This is a genomic window from Micromonospora sp. CPCC 205546, from assembly GCF_036902715.1.
Lineage (GTDB): Bacteria > Actinomycetota > Actinomycetes > Mycobacteriales > Micromonosporaceae > Micromonospora.
Map to the genome: position 1 here is coordinate 1 of NZ_JBAKHL010000081.1, position 21,535 is coordinate 21,535.

Below are 21,535 nucleotides of genomic sequence, written 5' to 3' on the forward strand. Positions count from 1 at the left end.
CGCCGGTCCGCGCCCGCAGCGGGCCCGGCAGCCGCCCCGGGGGCGGCGCCACGCCGGGCGCGGCGGCGACCCTCCGGTCCCGGCCGACCGCCGAGGTCGCCGCCGGCAGCCCCGCCTCGGTCTCCTACCTGCGCGACCGCTACCGGATCGACGCCGACGAGGCGGCCCGGCGGCTCGCCCTCCAGGAGCTGTCCGCGCCGCTGGCCGCCCGGCTCGCCACGGAGCTCCCCGCCGCGTACGGCGGGATGTGGCTGGACCAGGCCGCCGGCGGCGTGCTGACCGTCGCCGCCACCGACGCCGGACCGGTCCGGGCGGCGCTGGCCGGCATGCCGGACGCGGCGCGCGTCCGGGTGGTGCCGGTGCGCCACCCGCTGCGGCAGCTCACCGAGGCGGCGACCCGACTGGCCACCACGCTCGACGCCACGGCCGGCGCCGACGTGGTGGTGGACGAGCGGGCCAACGAGGTCGTCGTGCTGACCGGCGACCGGATCGCCGCCGGCGACCCCCGGTTGGCCGGGGCGGTGCGTGCCGCCGGGGTGCCGGCCCGCGCACAGGCCCGGATCGCCGAGGTTTCGGTGCAGAAGGCCTGCGACCCGCGCGACTGCGCGCAGGCGCCGATGCGCGGCGGCATCCGGCTGGACGTGCCGCGCGACGACGACACCGTGGGCGGCTGCACGACGGGCTTCAACCTGGTCGCCGGGCTGCGCGACCCGTACGTGCTGACGGCGGGGCACTGCGTCGTCGGGGGGCGGCACCAGCTGGTGGACCGCACCTGGCACCGGTTCCTCGGCCCGAAGGTGCCGGTGACCGTCGAGTCGTCGAGGCCGGGGCTGGCCGAGAACGCATTCCCGTACGACTACGCGATCATGCCGTACCAGGCCGGCGCGCTCGGGCTGTGGGCGTACCCGGCGGGGGCCACGCAGGTGCCCAGCCTGGTCAACTACTGGTGCGTGCCGGACAGCACCGGATGCGCCACCCGGGGCAGCCGCGACGTGGCGATCACCGGGCACGTGCCGTGGAGCGCCATCCAGTCCGGCTGGGTGGTCTGCGCCACCGGGTCGGCGTACACCCCGAAGGACGGCGAGCAGCACGTCGACTCGGGCGCGGGCGCCGGCTACGTGCCCGGCACCCGGTGCGGGGAGATCATCGGCAAGACCAGCGGCGGCATCGACGTGCGCATCTGTGCCCGCCCGGGCGACAGCGGCGGCCCGCTCTTCACCGAGGCCGACGGCAAGGCGCTGGGCATCCTGTCGCACGGCGACCCGGGACAGGGTCCCTGCACCAACCCGAACGAGCGCAACTCCTACGCCCCGGTCTCCACGATCCTCGATCGGGCGAACGCCCGCACCTACGGGGGCCTGCGGATCCGGCTGGCCACCTACGGCCCGGTCCCCCCGCTGAACCGGCCGATCATCCGCTGACCCGCCGGCCGGGCGCGTCGGACGACATCCGTCGTGGCAGGCGGATCATCCCGTGGTCCGGCCGTCGACCGGTGCCTACCATCGACGGATGACTGATACGGCGAGGACGGCCCGGGCCGGCGTCCCCGAACGTCCGACCCTGGACGGCATCGAGGAGACCTGGGCCCGCCGCTGGCAGGAGGAGGGCACGTACGCGTTCGACCGCGCGAAGGCGACCGGTCGGGGGCGCAGCGCGGCGTCGGACGCGCCGGGCCCGAACGGTCGCAGGGCCGACGTGTACGCGATCGACACCCCGCCGCCGACCGTCTCGGGCGAGCTGCACATGGGGCACGTCTTCTCGTACACGCACACCGACGTGGTGGCCCGGTTCCAACGGATGCGCGGGCGGACGGTCTTCTACCCGATGGGCTGGGACGACAACGGCCTGCCCACCGAGCGCCGGGTGCAGAACGTCTACGGCGTGCGCTGCGATCCGGCGCTGCCGTACGACCCGGACTGGCGGGCCCCGGAGGCCCCCGTGAGCGAGGCCGCCCGCAAGGACCCGACCCCGGTCTCCCGGCGCAACTTCATCGCGCTGTGCGAGCGGCTGACCGCCGCCGACGAGCAGGTCTTCGAGGCGCTCTGGCGGCGGCTGGGGCTCTCCGTGGACTGGTCGTTGACGTACACGACGATCGGCGCGGCGGCCCGGGCGGCCTCGCAGCGGGCGTTCCTGCGCAACCTGGCCCGGGGCGAGGCCTACCAGGCGGAGGCGCCGACGCTCTGGGACGTCGGCTTCGCCACCGCCGTCGCGCAGGCGGAGCTGGAGGACCGGGAGCGGCCCGGGGCGTACCACCGGCTGCGGTTCGCCGGGCCGGGCGGGCGCGAGGTGCTCATCGACACCACCCGCCCGGAGCTGCTGCCGGCCTGCGTGGCCCTGGTCTGCCACCCCGACGACGAGCGGTACGCCGACCTGGTCGGCGGCACCGTGCGTACGCCGGTCTTCGCGGTCGAGGTGCCGGTGCGGGCGCACCCGCTGGCGGACCCGGCCAAGGGCACGGGCATCGCGATGGTCTGCACCTTCGGCGACCTGACCGACGTGACCTGGTGGCGGGAGCTGCGGCTGGACACCCGCGTGGTGATCGGCCGCGACGGGCGGCTGCTGCCCGAGCCGCCGGCCGGCGTGCCGGCGCAGCCCTACGCGGCGCTGGCCGGGCAGGGCGTCAACGGCGCCCGGCGGACGCTGGTGCGGTTGCTGGCCGACGCGGGCGACCTGGTCGGCGAGCCGCGGCCCGTCACCCACCCGGTGAAGTTCTACGAGCGCGGCGACCGGCCGTTGGAGATCGTCTCGACCCGGCAGTGGTACCTGCGCAACGGCGGACGCGACGCGGGCCTGCGCGAGGAGCTGCTGGCCCGCGGCGGCGAGCTGCGCTGGGTGCCGGAGCACATGCGGCACCGCTACGCGCACTGGGTGGGCGGCCTGACCGGCGACTGGCTGGTCAGCCGGCAGCGCTTCTTCGGCGTGCCGGTGCCGGTGTGGTACCGGCTCGACGACGCTGGCGAGCCGGACTGGTCCCAGCCTCTCACGCCGACGGAGTCCGCGCTGCCGGTCGACCCGTCCACCGACGCCCCGCCCGGCTACGAGGAGGCGCAGCGGGGCCGCCCGGGCGGCTTCGTCGGCGACCCCGACGTGCTCGACACCTGGGCCACCTCGTCGCTGACCCCGCAGATCGCCGGCGGGTGGGAGACCGATCCGGAGCTGTTCGCCAGCGTCTTCCCGATGGACCTGCGCCCGCAGGGACAGGAGATCATCCGCACCTGGCTGTTCTCCACGGTGGTCCGCTCGCACCTGGAGCACGGGGTGCTGCCCTGGCGGGACACGGTGCTCTCCGGCTGGATCCTCGACCCGGACCGGAAGAAGATGTCCAAGTCCAAGGGGAACGTGGTGACCCCGATGGCGCTGCTGGAGCAGCACGGCTCCGACGCGGTGCGCTACTGGGCGGCCAACGGCCGGCCGGGCATGGACCTCGCCTTCGATCCGGCCCAGATCAAGGTCGGCCGGCGACTCGCCACCAAGCTGCTGAACGCGTCGAGGTTCGCCCTCGGGCTGGGCGCCGCCGACGCGCTGCGGGCGCCGGCCACCGCGCCGCTGGACCGCGCCATGCTCGCCGAGCTCTCCGGCGTGGTCGCCGCCGCCACGTCGGCGCTGGAGGCGTACGACCACACGGCCGCGTTGCAGGTCGCCGAGGGCTTCTTCTGGCGGTTCTGCGACGACTACATCGAGCTGGTGAAGGAGCGCGCCTACGGCGCCGGGCCGGGGGCGGACTCCGCGCGGGCGGGGCTGGCCACCGCGCTCTCGGTGCAGCTGCGGCTCTTCGCCCCGGTGCTGCCGTACGCGACCGAGGAGGTGTGGTCGTGGTGGCGCTACGGCTCGGTGCACCGCGCCACCTGGCCCACCACGTACGAGGTGGACCGGGCGGTCCAGGGCGCCGGCGAACCGGAGCTGCTGCGCCTGGCCGCCGACGCGCTCAGCCAGGTGCGCCGGGCCAAGTCGGAGCGGAAGCTGTCGATGAAGGCGGAGGTGCCGCTGGCCGAGGCGCTCGGCCCGGCAGCCCTGCTGGAACAGCTGACCCTGATCGCCGACGACCTCCGGGCCGCTGGTCGCATCGCCAAGCTGGACCTGCTCCCCGACCGCACCCCGGAACTCGTGGTCGCCTGCGCGTTCTGACCAGGCCCGCCGGTGCGGTAGCCCCCGCAGCCGCCGCGGTCACCAGCCGCGCAGCAGCCGCAGGCCCAGGAGGAAGGCGACGACGGCGGGACCGGCCAGCAGGGTGATCGCCTGGAGGCGGTACGGCATCCGGTGCCGGGTCAGCTCCACCGCGTTGCCCAGCACGATCACCCCGGCCAGCATCAGGAACGCGCCCCACATCCCGGCGGCCCCCACCTCGACCAGGCCGACGCGGATCAACTGGAGCGTCCCGCCGAGCAGCAGGGCGCCGGCCAGCGCCAGCAGGGAGACCGTCCGGTGCAGCCCCCGGGCCAGCGGATGGACCAGCCGCCAGCGGTAGGTGCCGGCGACCGCCAGGCAGGGCAGGATCACCATCAGGGGCCAGCCCCGCCCGAACACGCCGAACATCAGCAGCGCCCCGACGGCGAAGACCAGCGCGCCGAGGCAGGCGAACACGTAGCCGGCGAAGGCCCGCCCGCCGCCCCGGGCCAGCAGCGGCCCGCCGGTGGCGGCGATCAGCGCGCCGGGGATCAGCACGAACCCGGCCCACCAGTGGAAGTGCCCGGTGGCCTGCGCGGCCGTGGTGGTCGCCGCCGCCGCCAACCCGGCCACCGCCAGGCTGACCATCCAGTGCCGGCCGGCACCCGGATAGGACTCCCGCGCCATCACCAGCCCCGTCTCCGCGCTCACGCCGTCAGCCTCGCCCGGCCGCCCCATCCGGTCCATCCGGCCAGCCCTACCATCGCGGGTCGGGCCGGCCGGACGGCCGTCAGGTCGGAGATCAGCTCGTCTCGCCGGCCGCGCTGAACGAGCGGAGCCGGTCGATCGCCAGCACGGTGAAGCCTACGCTGATCAACGCGGCCATCACCGCCGCCACCGGCACCGAGACGCCGGCCTCCAGCAGCCCGGTGGGGGACATCCGGTCGGCGAGGCTGATCACGTACTGCTGGATGGAGAGCACCTTGGTGCCGCTGACGACGTTGCCGAGCAGCCCTTCCCAGATCAGCACGTAGACCAGGCCGAGCAGCACCGGCCGCCGGGTGAGCAGGCTCAACGCCACGAACAGCGCCGAGTACGCCAGCGCACCGACCGCCGACGCGGCGGCGAGCGACAGCCCGAGTCGTACGGAGTCGGCCAGCACACCCGCCACGTAGAGCGGCACGGCGACGGTGACCGCGGTGACGCCGGTGGCCACCGCCAGCTTGGGCAGCACGATCTGCCAGCGCGGCAGCGGCTTGGTCAGGATGTGCACGACCGTGCCGTCGTCGATCTCGGCACCGAGCACGCCGGTGCCCACGATCAGGGCGACCACCGGGAGCACCACGGCCAGGCCGAGGCCGACCAGCACCGGCGGACCCCACTCGCCCGGGTCCACCCCGAGCGCGCGGGAGAGCACGGCGAGCAGCACCAGCACCACGGGCAGCGGCAGCAGCAGGAGGAACCGGCGACGCCCGAACAGCCCCCGCACGGTGATCCAGGAAATGGTGGACATGGGTTCAGGCCTCCACGAGGTAGGAGAAGACGCTCTCCAGGGATTCGTCCTCGGGCACCAACTGCCGCACCCGGATGCCCTCCGCCAGGGCGATCTTCGGCAGGACGCGGGTGAACGCGCCGTAGTCGCCGGCCCGCACGGTCAATCCGGCGCGGCCCAGCTCGACCCCCGTCACCGACGCCTCGGCCATCAGCGCCACGGCGAGCGCGCGGTCGTCGGTGGAGTGCACGGCGAAGACGTGCGGCCGGTTGGTCATCAGCCGGCGGATGGTGCGGAAGTCGCCGGAGGCGGCGAGCCGGCCGGCGACCATCACCTGAACGGTGCCGGAGACCTGCTCGACCTCCTCCAGGATGTGCGAGCTGAACAGGATGGTGCGGCCGGCGTCGCCGAGGCGGTGCAGCAGCTCCATCATGTGCAGCCGCTGGCGCGGGTCCATCCCGTTGAACGGCTCGTCGAGCAGCAGCACCTGCGGCTCGTGCACCAGCGCCGCGGCCACCCGGGCCCGCTGCCGCATGCCCTTGGAGTAGGTGCCGATGCGCCGGTCCTGCGCGCCCTCCAGTTCCACCAGGGCGATCGCCCGGTGGGCCGCCTCCGTCGGATCCGGCAGCCGGTGCAGCTTCGCGCTGGCCAGCACGAACTCGTACGCGGTGAGGAAGGTGTGCACCGCCTCCCGCTCGCTGACCAGGCCGAGCCGGCGGTAGACCTCGGGATTACGCCAGGTGGGCCGGCCGTCCAGGCTCACCGCCCCGCGCGAGGGGGCCAGGAAGCCCGCCATCATGTGCAGCAGGGTGGTCTTGCCCGCGCCGTTCGGGCCGAGCAGCCCGGTGACGCCGGGGCCGAGGCTCATGCTGACGTCGTTGACCGCCACCACGTTGCCGTACCAGCGGGAGACGCCGGCGAGGTCGAGGGTGCTGGCGGCGGTCGGCGTACCCGCCACCTGGTCGGCGCTGATCGTGGTCATCGGGCGGCCACCTTCCGGTATCGCAGCAGCAGCAGGGCGACGCAGCCGGCCACGAGCAGCACGGCGGCGAGCGCGTAGACGGGACCGAAGTCGCCGATGTGATCCCCGCCGCCGCGGTCCTCGCTGACCAGCAGCTCACCGAGGGACCAGACGCCGACGCCCTGCACCAGCGTGGACGGCGAGGCGAGGCCCGCCAGCTCGTTGACCGTCCGGGAGGGCATGATCGACAGGGTGCCGACGATCGGGGTCGTCATCAGGAACACGGCCACGATCCCACCGGCCGCGAACGCCCGCTTGCCGGTGAGGGAGGCGACCAGCAGACCGACCGAGGCGAAGATCACCGCCCAGAGCCCGGCGTAGAGCAGCCCGGGCAGCAGATCGAGCAGCTCGTTCCAGACCCCGCCCATGCCGTCACCGGTGGTGAAGGCGGCGCCCAGGAACATCACCAGCTGCGGCGCGCCGAGCAGCAGCCAGAGCGCGGTCGCCAGCGCCAGCAGCTTGGCCAGCGGGTAGTCCGAACGCGGCAGCGGCCGGGAGAAGTAGAGCGGCAGCACCCCGCTGCGCAGGTCCCGCGAGACCAGCTCGGGGGCGACCACCGCGACGAAGAAGATGACCAGCCAGCTCATGTTGTCGGCGAACTGGGCGTACGTCATCACCGTCTCGCCGACCTGGCTGCGCACGGCGGCGAGCCCGGCGGCCACCACGGTGACGATGGCGACCACCAGCCAGGGAAAGATCTTGGCCTTCGCGCTGCGGCCCAGCCCGAACGCCGTACGCAGGCCGTGCAGGTAGAGCGCGCCGAAGACGGCCCGGCGGCCCAGCCGGGGGCCGGTGTAGCGCTGGTAGCCGATGTCGTGGATGACGCCGGTCGGCTCAGGCATGGCTGGGCTCCCTCGTGGCGAAGAGTTCGGCCACCCGGTGCCGGCGCTGGTCCAGCCGGTGCAGCGGCAGGTCCAGCGCGGCGACCGCGCCGAGGATCAGGTCGTAGGTGGCGTCGTCGGCGAGCTCGACGAGCAGCAGCCGGCCGTCCCGGCGTACCGGCAGGTCGAGCGCGGCCAACCGGGCGGCCAGCACGTCGGTGCCCTCGCTGACCTCGACGGCGAGCACGTCGGTGGCCGAGGTCATGGCGGAGATGTGGTCGGCGCGCAGCAGCCGCCCGCCGTCGATGGCGACCAGGGTGTCGCAGATCCGCTCGACCTCGCCGAGCAGGTGCGAACAGACCAGCACGGAGATGCCGAACTCGGTGCCGATGCGGTGCACCAGCGCCAGCATCGCGTCGCGGCCGGCCGGGTCGAGGCCGTTGGTCGGCTCGTCGAGCAGCAGCAGGTCGGGGTCGTGCACCAGTGCCTGGGCGAGCTTGACCCGCTGTTTCATGCCGGTGGAGTAGCCGCCGACCGGGCGGTAGCGCTCCTCGTAGAGCCCGACGTGGCGCAGCGCCTCCGAGGCCCGTTCGCGGGCGACCGTGCGCGGCAGGCCGCTCATCCGGCCGAGGTGGGTGACCAGCTCGGCGGCGGTGAGGTCGGGCGGCAGGGCGTCGTGCTCGGGCATGTAGCCGACCCGGGCACGGACCTGGGCGGAGTCGGTGGTCGGGTCGAGGCCGAGCACCCGGACCCGACCGCTGGTCGGGGTGAGGAGGCCGAGCAGGATCTTGATCAGCGTGGACTTGCCGGCGCCGTTCGCGCCGACCAGTCCGATGATCCCCGGCTCGACCGCGACGGTCAGGTCGGCCAGCGCCGTGACCGCACCCCCGTACGTCTTGGTCAGCGACTCGGTCGCGATCAGTGTCACGAGGTACAGCCTAGGAGGCGATGACCTGCGCGGACAGCGGCCCGCCCCCGGGCGCTCCCCTGATCCTGACGGTCCGCGTCCCCTAGGGTCCCGGCGACGACAGGCTGCCCCGCGGGCCTGGCGCGGCGCCCGCGGACGGATTCGTCGCCGGCGCGTCCGCCGCGGCGGGGCAGACATGACGGCGACCGGCCCGGCACACTGTCCCCATGCGTAGCCGACCGTTCCGCGCGCCGCTGACGTGGGTGGTGGTGGTCGTCCTCGCCGCCGGCTCCGCGTTCGGCCTCTACTGGTTCCAGCCGTGGAGGCTGGTGACCGACGCCGAGGTCGACGAGGCGCTCTCGAGCGTGGCGCCCACACCGGCTCCGGTCGGTTCCGCCCCTGCCGCGACGGCCTCCCCCGCCGGGCCGGTCCTCGTCGGGCAGGGCGACTTCGTGACCCACGAGCACGACACGTCGGGCAGCGCGCGGATCGTCCGCGCCCCCGACGGGCGGCACCGGCTCGAACTGGTCGGTCTGGCCACCTCCAACGGCCCCGACCTGCGGGTCTGGCTCACCGACCAGCCGGTGCGCGGTGGCACCGCCGGCTGGCGGGTCTTCGACGACGGCCGGTGGGTCGAGCTGGGCCGGCTCAAGGGCAACCGGGGCGACCAGGGCTACGACATCCCCGCCGACGTCGACCTGGCCGGCCTGACCAGCGTCTCCATCTGGTGCAAGCGGTTCGCCGTCTCCTTCGGGGCCGCGCCCCTGGTCGCGCCCCGCTGACCCACCGGCCGCCGCCCCTACCGTCGCGCGCCGGTGGAGTGGCGCTCTCGACCGATCGTCGGCCGGCTGAGAAACTGTGTGCCGGCCAGTGTCGTTTGGGGGATGGATGAGCAACAGCTGGGTGCCGCCCGACGAGGTGCTCCGGGACGCGCCGGCGTACACGCCGCGCCCCGGCGAGCTGGCTGATCTGGAGCTGCTGCTGATCGGGGCGTACGCCCCGCTGGCCGGCTTCATGACCCGCGCCGACCTGGTCTCGGTGAGCCGTCGGGGTCGGCTCGCCGACGGCTCACCGTGGCCGGTGCCGGTGACCCTCCAGGTGCCGACGGCGCTCGCCCAGGGCCTCGACCCGCGCGACGAGGCGCGTCGCACCCTGGTGCTCACCGACGGGGAGGGCGCGCCGGTCGCGGCGCTCGAGGTCGCCGACGCGTGGCAGGTCCGCGACGGGGTGGCCGGCGTCGGGGGCACGGTCCGCCGGCTCGGTGACGGCGGCCACGGCCCCTTCCAGCGGCTGCGCCGCACCCCGGAGGAGGTACGCCCGCTGCTGCCGTCGGGTCGGGTGCTCGGGGTGATCGCCGACCGACCGCTGCACCGGCCGCAGCTCGCCCAGATCGCCCACGCGGTCCGCACCCTCGGCGCCCACCTGCTGGTGATGATCCCGGTCGAGGAGGACGGCCTCGGCGGGTTGCCCCCGGAGGCGCTGGTGCGCAGCGTCTTCGCCGCCCGCGACCGGATGCCGCCGGCCACGCTGGTCGCCGTGCCGTTGTCGCGCCGTCGCGACGAGATCAGCGACGCGCTGCTGCGGGCCCGGGTGTCGGCGGCGTACGGCGTCACGCACCTGCTCTCCACCGGCGAGATGCTCTCCGGCGCCGGCCTGCGGGTGCTGGTGCCGCGCGAGCTGGCCTACGACAGCCGCGACGGGCAGTGGCGGTGGCGGGAGGACATCCCGCCGCGCAACCGGCGCCTGGCGTTGACCCAGCCGGAGATCGACGACCTGCTGGACCGTGGCTTCCCGCTGCCCGAGTGGCACACCCCGCCGGCGGTGGCGAAGGAGCTGGCCCGGGCCCGGCCGGCGCGCCGGTACCGGGGCCTGGTGATCTTCCTGACCGGGCTCTCGGGCTCCGGCAAGTCGACGATCGCCCGGGGCCTGGCCGACGTGCTGCGCGAGCAGGGCGACCGGACCATCACCCTGCTCGATGGCGACGTGGTGCGCCGCGAGCTCTCGGCCGGGCTGGGCTTCAGCAAGGCCGACCGGGACCTCAACGTCCGGCGGATCGGCTGGGTGGCGGCGGAGATCGCCCGGCACCACGGCGTCGGGATCTGCTGCCCGATCGCCCCGTACGCCCAGGCCCGCGCGACCGCCCGGGAGATGGCCCTGGCCGCGGGGGCGGGCTTCCTGCTGGTGCACGTGGCGACCCCGCTCGAGGTCTGCGAGCAGCGCGACCGCAAGGGGCTCTACGCCCGGGCCCGCGCCGGCCTGCTCACCGGGATGACCGGCATCGACGACCCCTACGAGGTGCCGACCGACGCGGACCTGGTGGTGGACACCAGCGACCTCACGGTCGACGCGGCGGTCGAGGCCGTCCTGCACCACCTCACCGAGACGGGATGGGTCGAACCCCGGCTCCAGTCGATCTGATCGCCCCGCCGCCTACCGGCGGTCCCCTCCTCCGCGCTAGTGTTCGTCTTTGTTCGAACACGTTTGACCGCGTGTGTGGCGCGGCCGGCACGGAGGTACGGCGGATGCTCGCTCAGCAGCGACAGGCGGCCATCCTCGACCGGGTCCGGGCCAGCGGCGGCGTGCGGGTCACGGAGCTGGCCACCGAGTTCGGCGTCTCGGACATGACCATCCGCCGCGACCTGGAGACGCTGCACGAACGCGGCCTGCTGGCCAAGGTGCACGGCGGCGCCACGGCGGCCGGTCCCGGCTCGACCGACGAGCCGGGCTTCCGGGCCAAGTCGGTGCGGCAGCTCGCGGAGAAGGCGGCAATCGCCGGCCGGGCCGCCGAGATGGTGCGCCCCGGGGCGGCGGTGGCCCTCTCCGCCGGCACGACCACCGCCGAGCTGGCCCGCCGACTGGTCGACGTGCCGGGTCTGACCGTGGTCACCAACTCGCTGCCGGTGGCCGAGATCCTGCACGCCGGCGGCCGGCCGGACCAGACGGTGGTGCTCACCGGCGGCGTGCGTACGCCGTCGGACGCGCTGGTCGGGCCGCTGGCCGTCGCCGCCATCCGGTCGCTGCACCTGGACCTGCTCTTCCTGGGCGTGCACGGGATCACCGAGCGGGCGGGGTTCACCACCCCGAACCTGATGGAGGCGGAGACCGACCGGGCCCTGGTGGCCGCCGCCGACCGGCTGGTGGTGCTCGCCGACCACACCAAGTGGGGCACCGTCGGCATCTCCTCGATCGTTGAGCTTTCCGCCGCCCACGTGCTGGTCACCGACGACCGGCTGCCTCCCGACGCGCGGCGGGCGCTCGACGACCGGGTGGGCGAGCTGATGGTCGTGCCCCCCGCGACGGGCGCGGGACGGGCGGCCACGACGACTGACGAGGGGATGGCGAGGTGAAGCGCACCGCGATCGCGCTGGCCGACGGCCGGGAGCTGATCTACTTCGACGAACGGGACGACGCCGTCCGGGACCAGCCGGACCGGCGCGAGCTGCCCCCGCCGCCGCCCGCGTCGCAGCTGCGCCTGGACCCGCTGACGGACGAGTGGGTGGCCGTCGCCGTGCACCGGCAGACCCGCATCTTCCTCCCGCCGGCCGACCAGTGCCCGCTCTGCCCGAGCACGCAGGACCGGCTGAGCGAGATCCCGGCGCCCGACTACGACGTCGCCGTCTTCGAGAACCGGTTCCCCGCGCTGAGCGGCCGGGTGGCCGACGAGCCCGCCGGGATCACCCCGTTCACCCCGGTCCGGCCCGGCCAGGGCCGCTGCGAGGTGGTCTGCTTCACCGACGACCACCACGCCTCGTTCGCGTCCCTGCCGCCGGGTCGGGTGCGCACCGTCCTCGACGCGCTCGCCGACCGCACGACCGTGCTCGGCGAGCTGCCGGGGGTGGAGCAGGTGTTCTGCTTCGAGAACCGGGGCGTGGAGATCGGCGTCACCCTGCACCACCCGCACGGCCAGATCTACGCGTACCCCTTCGTGACCCCGCGGACCCGGGCCCTGCTGGCCGCCGCGCGCCGGCACGCGGAACGCACCGGTGGGCGCAACCTCTACGCCGACGTGCTCGCCGCCGAGCGGGCCGCCGGCACGCGGGTGGTCGCCGCCAACGAGCACTGGACGGCGTACGTCCCGGCGGCCTCCCGCTGGCCGTTCGAGGTACACGTGGCCCCGCACCGGCCGGTGCCGGACGTCCCCGCGCTGAACGACGCCGAGCGGGACGCCTTCGGGCCGCTCTACCTGGACCTGCTGCGCCGCTTCGACGGGCTGTTCGACCTGCCGATGCCCTACATCGCCGCCTGGCACCAGGCGCCGGTACGCGTCGACCGCGAGCTGGGCCACCTGCACCTGCAGCTGTTCAGCATCCGGCGCGCCAAGGACAAGCTGAAGTACCTGGCGGGCTCGGAGTCCGCGATGGGCGTCTTCATCAGCGACGTCGCCCCCGAGCGCGCCGCCGAGCTCCTCCGCGCCGCCTGAGCCCCTGCACAGGTCGATCATGCAGTTCTGGTGGGAGTCGTGTCCTGGATCGAGTCTTGTGCGGGGCGCCACAACTGCATGATCGGCGCCGGCTGCGGGCGATGGTGCAGGGTGGAGACAGGGCGCGGGGGGCCCGGGACAGGGCCCCCCGCAGGGAAGGGACGGCTGGCTGTGCGCGACAGCCGGGAAGGCTGGCTGATCGGCGCGCATGCCGCGAGACGACCGCGGTCAACCTTCCTGGACGCGACTGGCATCTCGTCCACCCAGGTCAACGAGGCGCGCCGAGGTAGGTGACGCGACCGGCGCGTCACCCGCCGACACGCCGCCTACCCGGAGCGACCGAGCGGCTCTTGGCAGGAAACGGCCCCCGGAGGGGCCTTCCGGTACCAAGATCTGGACGGCTCGTCGCCGCACCGTGGCCGTCGACGGCGAGCGGGGCGTGGGGAGCGGGCGCGGAACGGCAGGAGCCCGCCCGCGGGGGGCGGCGGGCCCCTGTTTCGCGGGGGGGCGCTTCGCGCCGCCCCGGGTGGACGAGGATCAGGCGGAGAGCTTGCGCGCCAGGTTCTCGTCGAGCGCGTTCATGAACTCGTCGGTGGTCAGCCACGGGGCGTCCCGCGAGATGAGCAGCGAGAGGTCCTTGGTCATCTGGCCGCCCTCGACGGTGTCGACGATGACCTGCTCCAGGGTGTTGGCGAACTCGGTGACCGCCGGGGTGCCGTCCAGCTTGCCCCGGTGGGCCAGGCCCCGGGTCCAGGCGTAGATCGACGCGATCGGGTTGGTCGAGGTCTTCTCGCCCTTCTGCCACTGCCGGTAGTGCCGGGTGACCGTGCCGTGCGCGGCTTCGGCCTCGACCGTACGGCCGTCCGGGGAGAGCAGCACCGAGGTCATCAGGCCCAGCGAGCCGAAGCCCTGCGCGACGGTGTCGGACTGCACGTCACCGTCGTAGTTCTTGCAGGCCCAGACGTAGCCGCCCTCCCACTTGAGCGCGGCGGCGACCATGTCATCGATGAGCCGGTGCTCGTAGGTGATGCCGGCGGCGTCGAACTCGGCCTTGAACTCGTTCTCGAACACCTCGGCGAAGATGTCCTTGAACCGGCCGTCGTACGCCTTGAGGATGGTGTTCTTGGTGGACAGGTAGACCGGGTAGTTGCGGTCCAGGCCGTAGCGGAACGACGCGCGGGCGAAGTCCCGGATCGACTCGTCGAAGTTGTACATGCCCATGGCGATGCCGCCGCCGGAGAAGTTGGCGACCTCCATCTCCACCGGGGCGCTGCCGTCGGCCGGGGTGTAGGTGACGGTCACCTTGCCCGGGCCGGGGACGACGAAGTCGGTGGCCTTGTACTGGTCACCGTGGGCGTGCCGGCCGATGATGATCGGCTTGGTCCAGCCGGGGACCAGCCGCGGCACGTTGGACATGATGATCGGCTCGCGGAAGACGACGCCGCCGAGGATGTTGCGGATCGTGCCGTTCGGCGACCGCCACATCTTCTTCAGGCCGAACTCCTCCACCCGGGCCTCGTCCGGGGTGATGGTGGCGCACTTGACGCCGACGCCGTGCTCCTTGATGGCGTTGGCGGCGTCGACGGTGACCTGGTCGTCGGTCTCGTCGCGGTGCTGGATCGACAGGTCGTAGTAGTGCAGGTCGACGTCGAGGTAGGGCAGGATCAGCTGCTCCCGGATCTGCTTCCAGATGATCCGGGTCATCTCGTCGCCGTCGAGCTCAACGACCGGGTTGTTTACCTTGATCTTCGCCATCGACCGGCGCTCCTCTCGGGGGACACATGCTCAAGCAGTACGAGCGTACTGGAAACTGGTCGGCAGTCCCCAGCCGGCCTCGGTCAGGCCGGAGGAAACGGAGTGCACGGCGCAGGAGACCGCTGGCATGATCGCCCGATGCCGCTGAGCCGCATCCTCGGGTCTATCACGGTCACCGCGCTCACCGACGGCGAGGGGCCCTTCTTCCAGCCTCGCGCGGAGGCGTTTCCGGACGCCACGGCGGAACAGTGGCGCGCCGCCGACCGGCGGGACCCGGTCACGGTGACCGTCGACGGGCGGTGGTGGCTGCCGTTCCGCAGCTTCGCCATCCGCGCCGGGGACGGGCCGGTGACCCTGGTCGACGCCGGGATCGGCCCGGCCGGCTCCCCCGCCGCGAGCTGGGCGCCGGTGCCCGGCCGGCTGCCGGCCGAACTCGCCGCCGCCGGCATCGCGCCGGCCGACGTGCGCACGGTGGTGCTCACCCACCTGCACAGCGACCACGTCGGCTGGGCGGTCACCGGCTCGCCGGGCACGCCGTACTTCCCCAACGCCGACTACGTGCTCCAGCGGGCCGAACTGGCCGCCGTGGGGCATCTCAACCCGGGCCTGTCGGCCGGCCTGGTCGCGCCGTTGCGCGCCGCCGGCCAACTCCGGGTGGTCGACGGCGCGGAGAGGCTCGATCCGACCGTACGGCTGCTGTCGACGCCGGGGCACACGCCCGGGCACCAGTCGGTGCTGCTGGAGGTCGACGACGAACGCCTGCTGTTCACCGGCGACCTGCTGGTGCACGCCGTGCAACTGGTCGACCCCGAGCTGGCGTACGCCCACGAGGAGGATGCCACCGTGGCGCGCGCCTCGCGGGTGGGGCTGCTGCGCGACCTGGCCGCGCGCGGGTCCACGGTGCTCGCCACCCCGCACCTGGGCGAGGCGTTCGTGACGCTGTAGCCGGACACGACGCGAGGGGGCACGCCGGCGACCGGCGTGCCCCCTCGGCGGGTGGATCACATGCTGGCGACGTCGCCCTGCTTGGCGCGGACGGCCTCGGCCGCCTCCTTCAGGCTGGCCAGCTCGTCGGCGTCCAGGTCGGTCTCGACGACCCGCTTGACGCCCTCGGCGCCGATCGCGGCCTCGACACCCAGGTAGACGCCGGAGATGCCGTACTCACCGTCGACCCAGGCGCAGACCGGCATGACCTCGCCGGAGTCCTCCGCGACGGCCTTGGCCATCCGGGCGGCGGCGGCCGACGGCGCGTAGTAGGCCGAGCCGGTCTTGAGCAGCGCGACCACCTCGGCGCCGCCGTTGCGGGTCTTGACGACCAGCTCCTCGATCTGCTCGGCCGGCATGGCCTCGCGCAGCGGCTTGCCGTCGACCGTGCTCTGCGAGGGCACCGGCACCATCGTGTCGCCGTGCGAGCCGAGGGTCAGCGTCTTGACCGACTTCACCGGTACGCTCAGCGCCTCGGCCACGAAGTTGGTGAACCGGGCGGTGTCCAGCATGCCGGCCTGGCCGAGCACCCGGTTCTTCGGGAACTGGGTGGCGAGCTGGGCCAGCGCGGTCATCTCGTCCAGCGGGTTGGACACCACGATGACGACGGCGTTCGGGGCGTACTTGGCGACGTTCTCGGAGACCTGACGGACGATCTTGGCGTTCGTCTCCAGCAGGTCCATCCGGCTCATGCCCGGCTTGCGCGGCAGGCCGGCGGTGATCACCACGACGTCCGAGCCCTCGATCGCCTCGTAGCCCTCGCCGTTCGGGCCGGTGGTCGCGCCGACCACCTTGGTCTCGAAGCCCTCGATGGCGCGCGACTGGTTGAGGTCCAGGGCGAGACCCGCGGGCTTGCCCTCCACGATGTCGGTGATCACGACGGTGTCGAAGACGTCGTACTCGGCCAGGCGCTGCGCGGTGGTGGAGCCGTAGAAGCCGGCCCCGACGACAGTGACCTTCTTACCCATGGTCGTCCCACTCCCCTGCTACCAGTCGGTTTTCCGGACCGTATCAGTCATCCTGGCACCGAACAGGCCAGGGGCGGCGGCCATCGCCGGGATGGGGCGAACGTCACCGCCGTCCGGCTCCGGACGGGGCCCGGCGGGCGCTCAGTCGCGCTCGGCGCGCTCCACGACGTTGGTCAGCAGCATCGCGCGGGTCATCGGGCCGACGCCGCCCGGCATGGGCACCAGCTTGCCGGCCACCTCCGCCGCGTCGGCGGCGACGTCGCCGGTGTAGCGGCCCTTGCCGTCCGCGCCGATCACCCGGGTGATGCCCACGTCGACCACCACCGCGCCCGGCGTGAGCATGTCGGCGGTGAGCAGGCCCGGCACGCCGGCGGCCACGATGACGATGTCGGCGGCGCGGGTGTGCGAGGCCAGGTCGAGGGTGCCGGTGTGGCAGAGGGTCACCGTGGCGTTCTCGCTGCGCCGGGTGAGCAGCAGGCCGAGCGGGCGGCCGACGGTGTTGCCGCGACCGACCACGGCGACCTTGGCGCCGCGCAGCGCCACGTCGTGCCGGCGCAGCAGCTCGACGATGCCGCGCGGGGTGCAGGGCAGCGGACCGTCGTAGCCCAGGACGAGCCGGCCGAGGTTGACCGGGTGCAGGCCGTCGGCGTCCTTGTCGGGGTCGATCAGCTCCAGCACCCGCTGGGTGTCGAGGTGGCCCGGTAGCGGCAGCTGGACGATGTAGCCGTGGCACGCCGGGTCGGCGTTCAGCTCGGCGAGCACGGCGTCGACCTGCTCCTGGGTCGCGTCGGCCGGCAGCTCCCGGCGGATCGAGGCGATGCCCACCTCGGCGCAGTCGCGGTGCTTGCCGTTGACGTACGCCTGGGAGCCGGGGTCCGCACCGACCAGGACGGTGCCGAGCCCGGGGGTGATGCCGCGTTCCGCCAGTGCCTTGACCCGTGTCCGCAGCTCGTCCTTGATCTCCGCCGCGGTCGCCTTGCCGTCCAGAAGCGTCGCCGTCACGCCCAGATCGTCTCACGGCCGGCGGCCGGCGAGCCCACTACCTTCGCCAGGCAGGCAATGTGACCACGAAGAGTGACGTGCAGTTAATCACTCTCAGCTACGTTACGGTGGCCCCAGCGTCTCCCGGATCCGGACGAACCGGCAGCGCGAGGGGCAGGTGGGCACGCCCGCCGCGAGCGGGCGCACACGGGTCGGGGGTCGCGATGGCCATCGGCGAGGCCGAGAGTTGTCGCAGCCAGATGCCATTTCTGAGGCCCGACGGCGATAGCAGACGCGGGCCGCCCCAGCAAGGCCTCCACGGTGGGTCCGTTACGTCTTCGCAACCCGGCCGTTGTCGATCGCCAGCCGGTGACCTACCGTTGCCCAACGTTGCGCAGCGTAAACCCAGCGCCGGGCCTGACTGCGCAGCGTGAGGAGATGAGGAGGCTACATGCGTGTTCGTAGGCTCGCTGCCTGGACCGCCCTCCCGCTCGCGGTGACCCTGGGCCTGGTGGCCTGCGGCTCGGGCGGCGACGGTGGATCCGGCGAGAGCAACCCCGACGCGGCCGTGCGGATCGAGATCGCCGAGCCGCAGCACCTGGTGCCGACCAACACCAACGAGACGAGCGGCTCGCAGGTGCTCGCCGCCCTGTTCAGCCCGCTGGTCGACTACGACGAGGCCAACAAGCCCTACGAGGTGGCGGCCGAGTCGGTGACGTCCGAGGACAACACGACCTGGACGGTCAAGCTGAAGGACGGCTACACCTTCCACGACGGCGAGAAGGTCACGGCCGACAACTACGTCGACGCCTGGAACTACGGCGCCTACGCCCCCAACGGCCAGAACTCCAGCTACTTCTTCGAGAAGATCGCCGGCTACGAGGACATGCAGGGCGAGACCCCGAAGGCCAAGGCCCTCACCGGGCTGAAGAAGGTCGACGACCTGACCTTCACCGTCACGCTGTCCCAGCCGTACAGCGAGTTCAAGACCATGCTCGGCTACACCGCCTTCTACCCGATGCCGAAGGCCGCGTTCTCCGCGCCCGGCGTGCTGGCCGAGACCTACGAGCAGGCGCCGGTCGGTCAGGGCCCGTTCAAGATGAAGGGCACCTGGCAGCACGACGCCAAGGTCGAGGTCGAGAAGTACGACGCCTTCCCGGGCGAGAAGCCGAAGGTGGCCGGCGTCGAGTTCCGGATCTACCAGCAGCCGACCGCCGCGTACGCGGACGTGCTCTCGGACAACCTGGACGTCATCAAGACGATCCCGACCGAGAACCTCTCGACGGCCGGCACCGACCTCGGTGACCGGTTCAAGCAGAGCCCCGCCTCGTCGCTGCAGGTGCTGGCCTTCCCGACGTTCCAGGAGGAGTTCAGCAACCCGGACGTGCGCAAGGCCATCTCGATGGCCGTCGACCGGGACGAGATCACCAAGTCGATCTTCAAGGACTCGCAGCAGCCGGCCCGCTCGTTCGTCTCGCCTGTCGTCGCGGGCTACCGCGACAACACCATCGGCGAGGCCGGCGAGTTCGACCCGGCCAAGGCCAAGAGCCTGTACCAGGCCGCGGGCGGCCCCGCGAAGATCGAGCTGTCCTACAACGGCGACGGCGGCCACAAGGACTGGATCGACGCGACCTGCAACCAGCTCAAGACCAACCTGGGCGTGGACTGCGTGGGCACCGCCGAGCCGAAGTTCGCGGACCTGCTGACCAAGGTGAAGGACAAGCAGCCGGTCGGCCTGTTCCGGATGGGCTGGGTCATGGACTACCCGTCCATGGAGAACTACCTGGGCCCGCTGTACAGCAGCAACGGCTCGTCGAACTACTACGGCTACAGCAACCCCGCGTTCGACAAGCTGCTCGCCGAGGGCGCCAGCGCCGCGAACGAGGACGAGGCGATCAAGAAGTACCAGGCGGCGGAGGACCTGCTGGCGGAGGACCTGCCGGTGATCCCGCTGCGGTACGGCCAGAACAACTTCGGCCACTCGACCAAGGTCACGAACGTCGAGATGGATCTCTTCGACCGCATCGACCTGGTGAAGATCGAGGCTCTCAAGTAGCACCACGGCGTGACGGGTCGGGCCATCGGCGGACGGTGGCCCGACCCGCCATCCTCTTCGCCCTTTTTCAGCAAGACTGCCAGTATGTTCCGCTTCATCCTGCGGCGTCTGCTCCAGATGGTCCTCGCGTTCTTCGGGACCACGCTGATCGTCTACGCGCTGATGTTCGCCGGCCAGGGCGACCCGATCCAGGCGCTCGCCGGCGAGCGCCCGGTCACGGCGGCCCAGCGGGCATACCTGACGGAGAAGTTCCACCTCGACCGCACCGGGGTCGGGGGCTTCTTCTACCGCTACTTCGACTACCTCAAGAACCTGCTCCAGGGTGACCTAGGGCAGTCCCTCACCGGCCGCTCGATCGGCGACATCCTGGCCGCCGCCTGGCCGGTCACGGTCAAGCTGGCGCTCATCGCCATGGCCGTGACCATCCTCTTCGGGGTCACCGCGGGCGTACTCGCCGGCATCCGGCGGGCCAGCATCTTCGACAACTCGACGCTGCTGCTGACCCTGCTGGTGCTCGGCATCCCGACGATCGTGCTCGCCCCGCTGGCGCAGTACCTCCTCGGCGTCAGGTGGCAGCTCTTCCCGCCCACGGCCGGCGCCGACCCGGACCTGTACGCGCTCCTGCTGCCCGGCATCGTGCTCGGCTCGCTCTCGCTGGCCACCGCGCTGCGGCTGACCCGGACGTCGGTGGCCGAGAACCTGCGCGCCGACTACGTGCGCACCGCCCGGTCGAAGGGACTGGTGAAGCGGCGGATCGTCAGCGTCCACGTGCTGCGCAACTCGCTCATCCCGGTGGTCACCTTCCTCGGCGTCGAGCTGGGCAACCTGATGAGCGGCGCCATCATCACCGAGGGCGTGTTCAACATCCCCGGGGTCGGCTTCAACCTCTTCCGCGGCATCCGCACCGAGGACGGCCCCCTGGTGGTGGGCATCGTCAGCGTGCTCGTCGTGGTCTACCTCGTCTCCAACCTGGTGGTGGACGTCCTGTACGCCGTACTCGACCCGAGGATCCGCTATGAGTGAGTGCACCGGAGGAATCGGGCATGAGTGACTTCGAGACCGTCGCCGCGAGCGAGAACCAGGCCGCGCGGCGGGGGCCATCGGGTGAGCCCGGCGCGCCGGGGCAGGTCGGCGTACCGCAGAAGCCCCGCAGCCTGGCCGGTGACGCCTGGCGCGACCTGCGCCGCAAGCCGATCTTCTGGATCAGCCTGGTCCTCGTCGTGCTGGTCGCCGCCATGGCCGCCGTGCCCGGCCTGTTCACCGCGAACGACCCGCGCGACTGCGTGCTGGCCCGCCAGCACGCCGGCCCGTCCGGCGGGGCCATCTTCGGCTACGACTTCCAGGGCTGCGACACGTACTCCCGGGCGGTGTACGGGGCCCGCGCGTCGCTGCTGGTCGGCGCGCTCTCGGCACTGCTCACCGGCCTGATCGCGCTCGCCGTCGGGATGCTGGCCGGCTACTTCGGCCGCTGGGTCGACGCGGTGCTCTCCCGGGTGATCGACATCGTCCTCGGCATCCCGCTCCTGCTCGCCGCGATCGTGCTGCTCAAGCGGGTCAACAGCGACAGCTCGGCGGTCCGGATCGGCGCGGTGATCTTCGTGCTGGCGATCCTCGGCTGGACCACGGCCGCGCGCGTCGTCCGCTCCTCGGTGATCACGGCCAAGGAGCAGGACTACGTCGCGGCGGCGCGGATGCTCGGCGCCGGCGACGGCCGGATCATGCTGCGCCACATCCTGCCCAACGCGCTCGCCCCGGCGATCGTGGTGCTGACCATCGCGCTCGGCTCGTTCATCGCCGCCGAGGCCACGCTGAGCTTCCTCGGCATCGGGCTCAAGGCGCCGACCATCTCCTGGGGCATCGACATCGACGCGGGCCGGGTGCACATGCGGGAGTCGGCCACCCCGCTGCTGGTCCCGTCGACGTTCCTCGCACTGACCGTGCTGGCGTTCATCATGCTCGGCGACGCGATCCGCGACGCCTTCGACCCGAAGCTGCGCTGACCCGTGCGAGCGCGAGGAGTGGGCGC

General features: G+C 72.8%; 18 protein-coding genes. 10 read left to right on the forward strand and 8 right to left on the reverse strand.

Translation table 11 applies throughout. The features are described from left to right. Together V6U77_RS26080 and valS are read left to right on the forward strand one after the other, a co-directional pair. The coding region (locus V6U77_RS26080) for a trypsin-like serine protease (RefSeq protein ID WP_334609354.1) at positions 1–1,421 on the forward strand (1,421 nt) is incomplete at its 5' end. A gap of 88 nt (positions 1,422–1,509) precedes the next feature. Then, positions 1,510–4,125 (forward strand): valine--tRNA ligase, encoded by a 2,616-nt coding sequence (valS, locus tag V6U77_RS26085; protein WP_334609355.1) that lies wholly within the window; start codon positions 1,510–1,512, stop codon positions 4,123–4,125. A 39-nt stretch (positions 4,126–4,164) separates the two neighbouring features. On the opposite strand, the gene V6U77_RS26090 is transcribed toward valS, so the two are convergent. From V6U77_RS26090 to V6U77_RS26110, 5 genes are all read right to left on the reverse strand, one after another. Next, complete coding sequence (locus tag V6U77_RS26090; protein ID WP_334609356.1) at positions 4,165–4,815, reverse strand: hypothetical protein; 651 nt, start codon at positions 4,813–4,815, stop codon at positions 4,165–4,167. Between the two features lie 91 nt (positions 4,816–4,906). Further along, positions 4,907–5,617: an ABC transporter permease subunit gene (locus V6U77_RS26095; RefSeq protein ID WP_334609357.1), complete on the reverse strand. Its 711-nt coding sequence runs from the start codon at positions 5,615–5,617 to the stop codon at positions 4,907–4,909. Between the two features lie 4 nt (positions 5,618–5,621). Continuing rightward, positions 5,622–6,578 (reverse strand): ABC transporter ATP-binding protein, encoded by a 957-nt coding sequence (locus V6U77_RS26100; protein ID WP_334609359.1) that lies wholly within the window; start codon positions 6,576–6,578, stop codon positions 5,622–5,624. Next, complete coding sequence (locus tag V6U77_RS26105) at positions 6,575–7,459, reverse strand: ABC transporter permease (protein WP_334609361.1); 885 nt, start codon at positions 7,457–7,459, stop codon at positions 6,575–6,577. Before V6U77_RS26105 ends, V6U77_RS26100 begins: the two co-directional genes overlap by 4 nt. Beyond that, a complete protein-coding gene (locus V6U77_RS26110; protein ID WP_334609362.1) occupies positions 7,452–8,366 on the reverse strand; it encodes an ABC transporter ATP-binding protein in 915 nt (304 codons plus the stop codon). Before V6U77_RS26110 ends, V6U77_RS26105 begins: the two co-directional genes overlap by 8 nt. A 206-nt stretch (positions 8,367–8,572) precedes the next feature. Here V6U77_RS26110 and V6U77_RS26115 point away from each other — a divergent pair, with 206 nt between their 5' ends. The 4 genes from V6U77_RS26115 to galT all read left to right on the forward strand — a co-directional run bounded on the left by V6U77_RS26115 (position 8,573) and on the right by galT (position 12,765). After that, a complete protein-coding gene (locus tag V6U77_RS26115) occupies positions 8,573–9,127 on the forward strand; it encodes a DM13 domain-containing protein (protein ID WP_334609363.1) in 555 nt (184 codons plus the stop codon). 106 nt (positions 9,128–9,233) lie between these two features. Further along, positions 9,234–10,763 carry an adenylyl-sulfate kinase gene (gene cysC, locus V6U77_RS26120; protein WP_334609364.1) on the forward strand — a complete coding sequence of 510 codons (1,530 nt, stop codon included), beginning with the start codon at positions 9,234–9,236 and terminating at the stop codon, positions 10,761–10,763. A gap of 104 nt (positions 10,764–10,867) precedes the next feature. Continuing rightward, positions 10,868–11,692: a DeoR/GlpR family DNA-binding transcription regulator gene (locus tag V6U77_RS26125; RefSeq protein ID WP_334609365.1), complete on the forward strand. Its 825-nt coding sequence runs from the start codon at positions 10,868–10,870 to the stop codon at positions 11,690–11,692. Further along, the gene (galT, locus tag V6U77_RS26130; protein ID WP_334609366.1) at positions 11,689–12,765 is read left to right on the forward strand and encodes a galactose-1-phosphate uridylyltransferase; all 1,077 of its coding nucleotides are present in this window, start codon (positions 11,689–11,691) and stop codon (positions 12,763–12,765) included. The genes V6U77_RS26125 and galT overlap by 4 nt, the downstream gene beginning before the upstream one ends. Positions 12,766–13,302: 537 nt before the next feature. Here the strand turns inward: galT and V6U77_RS26135 are convergent. After that, the gene (locus V6U77_RS26135) at positions 13,303–14,520 is read right to left on the reverse strand and encodes an NADP-dependent isocitrate dehydrogenase (RefSeq protein ID WP_334609367.1); all 1,218 of its coding nucleotides are present in this window, start codon (positions 14,518–14,520) and stop codon (positions 13,303–13,305) included. 138 nt (positions 14,521–14,658) lie between these two features. Between V6U77_RS26135 and V6U77_RS26140 the strand changes: the two genes are divergently transcribed. Beyond that, positions 14,659–15,465 carry an MBL fold metallo-hydrolase gene (locus V6U77_RS26140; protein WP_334609369.1) on the forward strand — a complete coding sequence of 269 codons (807 nt, stop codon included), beginning with the start codon at positions 14,659–14,661 and terminating at the stop codon, positions 15,463–15,465. Positions 15,466–15,521: 56 nt separating this feature from the next. Here V6U77_RS26140 and mdh read toward each other — a convergent pair whose 3' ends face one another. Then, entirely contained in the window at positions 15,522–16,472 is a 951-nt protein-coding gene (gene mdh, locus V6U77_RS26145; RefSeq protein WP_334609370.1) for a malate dehydrogenase, read from the reverse strand. Positions 16,473–16,613: 141 nt separating this feature from the next. Continuing rightward, complete coding sequence (locus V6U77_RS26150; RefSeq protein WP_334609371.1) at positions 16,614–17,474, reverse strand: bifunctional methylenetetrahydrofolate dehydrogenase/methenyltetrahydrofolate cyclohydrolase; 861 nt, start codon at positions 17,472–17,474, stop codon at positions 16,614–16,616. Between the two features lie 430 nt (positions 17,475–17,904). Here V6U77_RS26150 and V6U77_RS26155 point away from each other — a divergent pair, with 430 nt between their 5' ends. The 3 genes from V6U77_RS26155 to V6U77_RS26165 all read left to right on the forward strand — a co-directional run bounded on the left by V6U77_RS26155 (position 17,905) and on the right by V6U77_RS26165 (position 21,509). Then, a complete protein-coding gene (locus tag V6U77_RS26155; RefSeq protein ID WP_334609372.1) occupies positions 17,905–19,509 on the forward strand; it encodes a peptide ABC transporter substrate-binding protein in 1,605 nt (534 codons plus the stop codon). An 84-nt stretch (positions 19,510–19,593) separates the two neighbouring features. Next, positions 19,594–20,532 (forward strand): ABC transporter permease, encoded by a 939-nt coding sequence (locus tag V6U77_RS26160; protein ID WP_334609373.1) that lies wholly within the window; start codon positions 19,594–19,596, stop codon positions 20,530–20,532. 20 nt (positions 20,533–20,552) lie between these two features. Further along, on the forward strand, positions 20,553–21,509 hold the full coding sequence (locus tag V6U77_RS26165; RefSeq protein ID WP_334609375.1) for an ABC transporter permease: 957 nt from the start codon (positions 20,553–20,555) through the stop codon (positions 21,507–21,509). Positions 21,510–21,535 lie beyond the last annotated feature (26 nt).

Bases quoted from the DNA above. Each gene is read 5' to 3' on its own strand.
- V6U77_RS26125 (WP_334609365.1), top strand. From the start codon at position 10,868: ATGCTCGCTCAGCAGCGACAGGCGGCCATCCTCGACCGGGTCCGGGCC.
- V6U77_RS26105 (WP_334609361.1), bottom strand. From the start codon at position 7,459: ATGCCTGAGCCGACCGGCGTCATCCACGACATCGGCTACCAGCGCTAC.
- V6U77_RS26165 (WP_334609375.1), top strand. From the start codon at position 20,553: ATGAGTGACTTCGAGACCGTCGCCGCGAGCGAGAACCAGGCCGCGCGG.
- valS (WP_334609355.1), top strand. From the start codon at position 1,510: ATGACTGATACGGCGAGGACGGCCCGGGCCGGCGTCCCCGAACGTCCG.
- V6U77_RS26140 (WP_334609369.1), top strand. From the start codon at position 14,659: ATGCCGCTGAGCCGCATCCTCGGGTCTATCACGGTCACCGCGCTCACC.
- mdh (WP_334609370.1), bottom strand. From the start codon at position 16,472: ATGGGTAAGAAGGTCACTGTCGTCGGGGCCGGCTTCTACGGCTCCACC.
- V6U77_RS26160 (WP_334609373.1), top strand. From the start codon at position 19,594: ATGTTCCGCTTCATCCTGCGGCGTCTGCTCCAGATGGTCCTCGCGTTC.
- V6U77_RS26135 (WP_334609367.1), bottom strand. From the start codon at position 14,520: ATGGCGAAGATCAAGGTAAACAACCCGGTCGTTGAGCTCGACGGCGAC.
- V6U77_RS26115 (WP_334609363.1), top strand. From the start codon at position 8,573: ATGCGTAGCCGACCGTTCCGCGCGCCGCTGACGTGGGTGGTGGTGGTC.
- V6U77_RS26155 (WP_334609372.1), top strand. From the start codon at position 17,905: ATGCGTGTTCGTAGGCTCGCTGCCTGGACCGCCCTCCCGCTCGCGGTG.
- V6U77_RS26100 (WP_334609359.1), bottom strand. From the start codon at position 6,578: ATGACCACGATCAGCGCCGACCAGGTGGCGGGTACGCCGACCGCCGCC.
- V6U77_RS26095 (WP_334609357.1), bottom strand. From the start codon at position 5,617: ATGTCCACCATTTCCTGGATCACCGTGCGGGGGCTGTTCGGGCGTCGC.
- cysC (WP_334609364.1), top strand. From the start codon at position 9,234: ATGAGCAACAGCTGGGTGCCGCCCGACGAGGTGCTCCGGGACGCGCCG.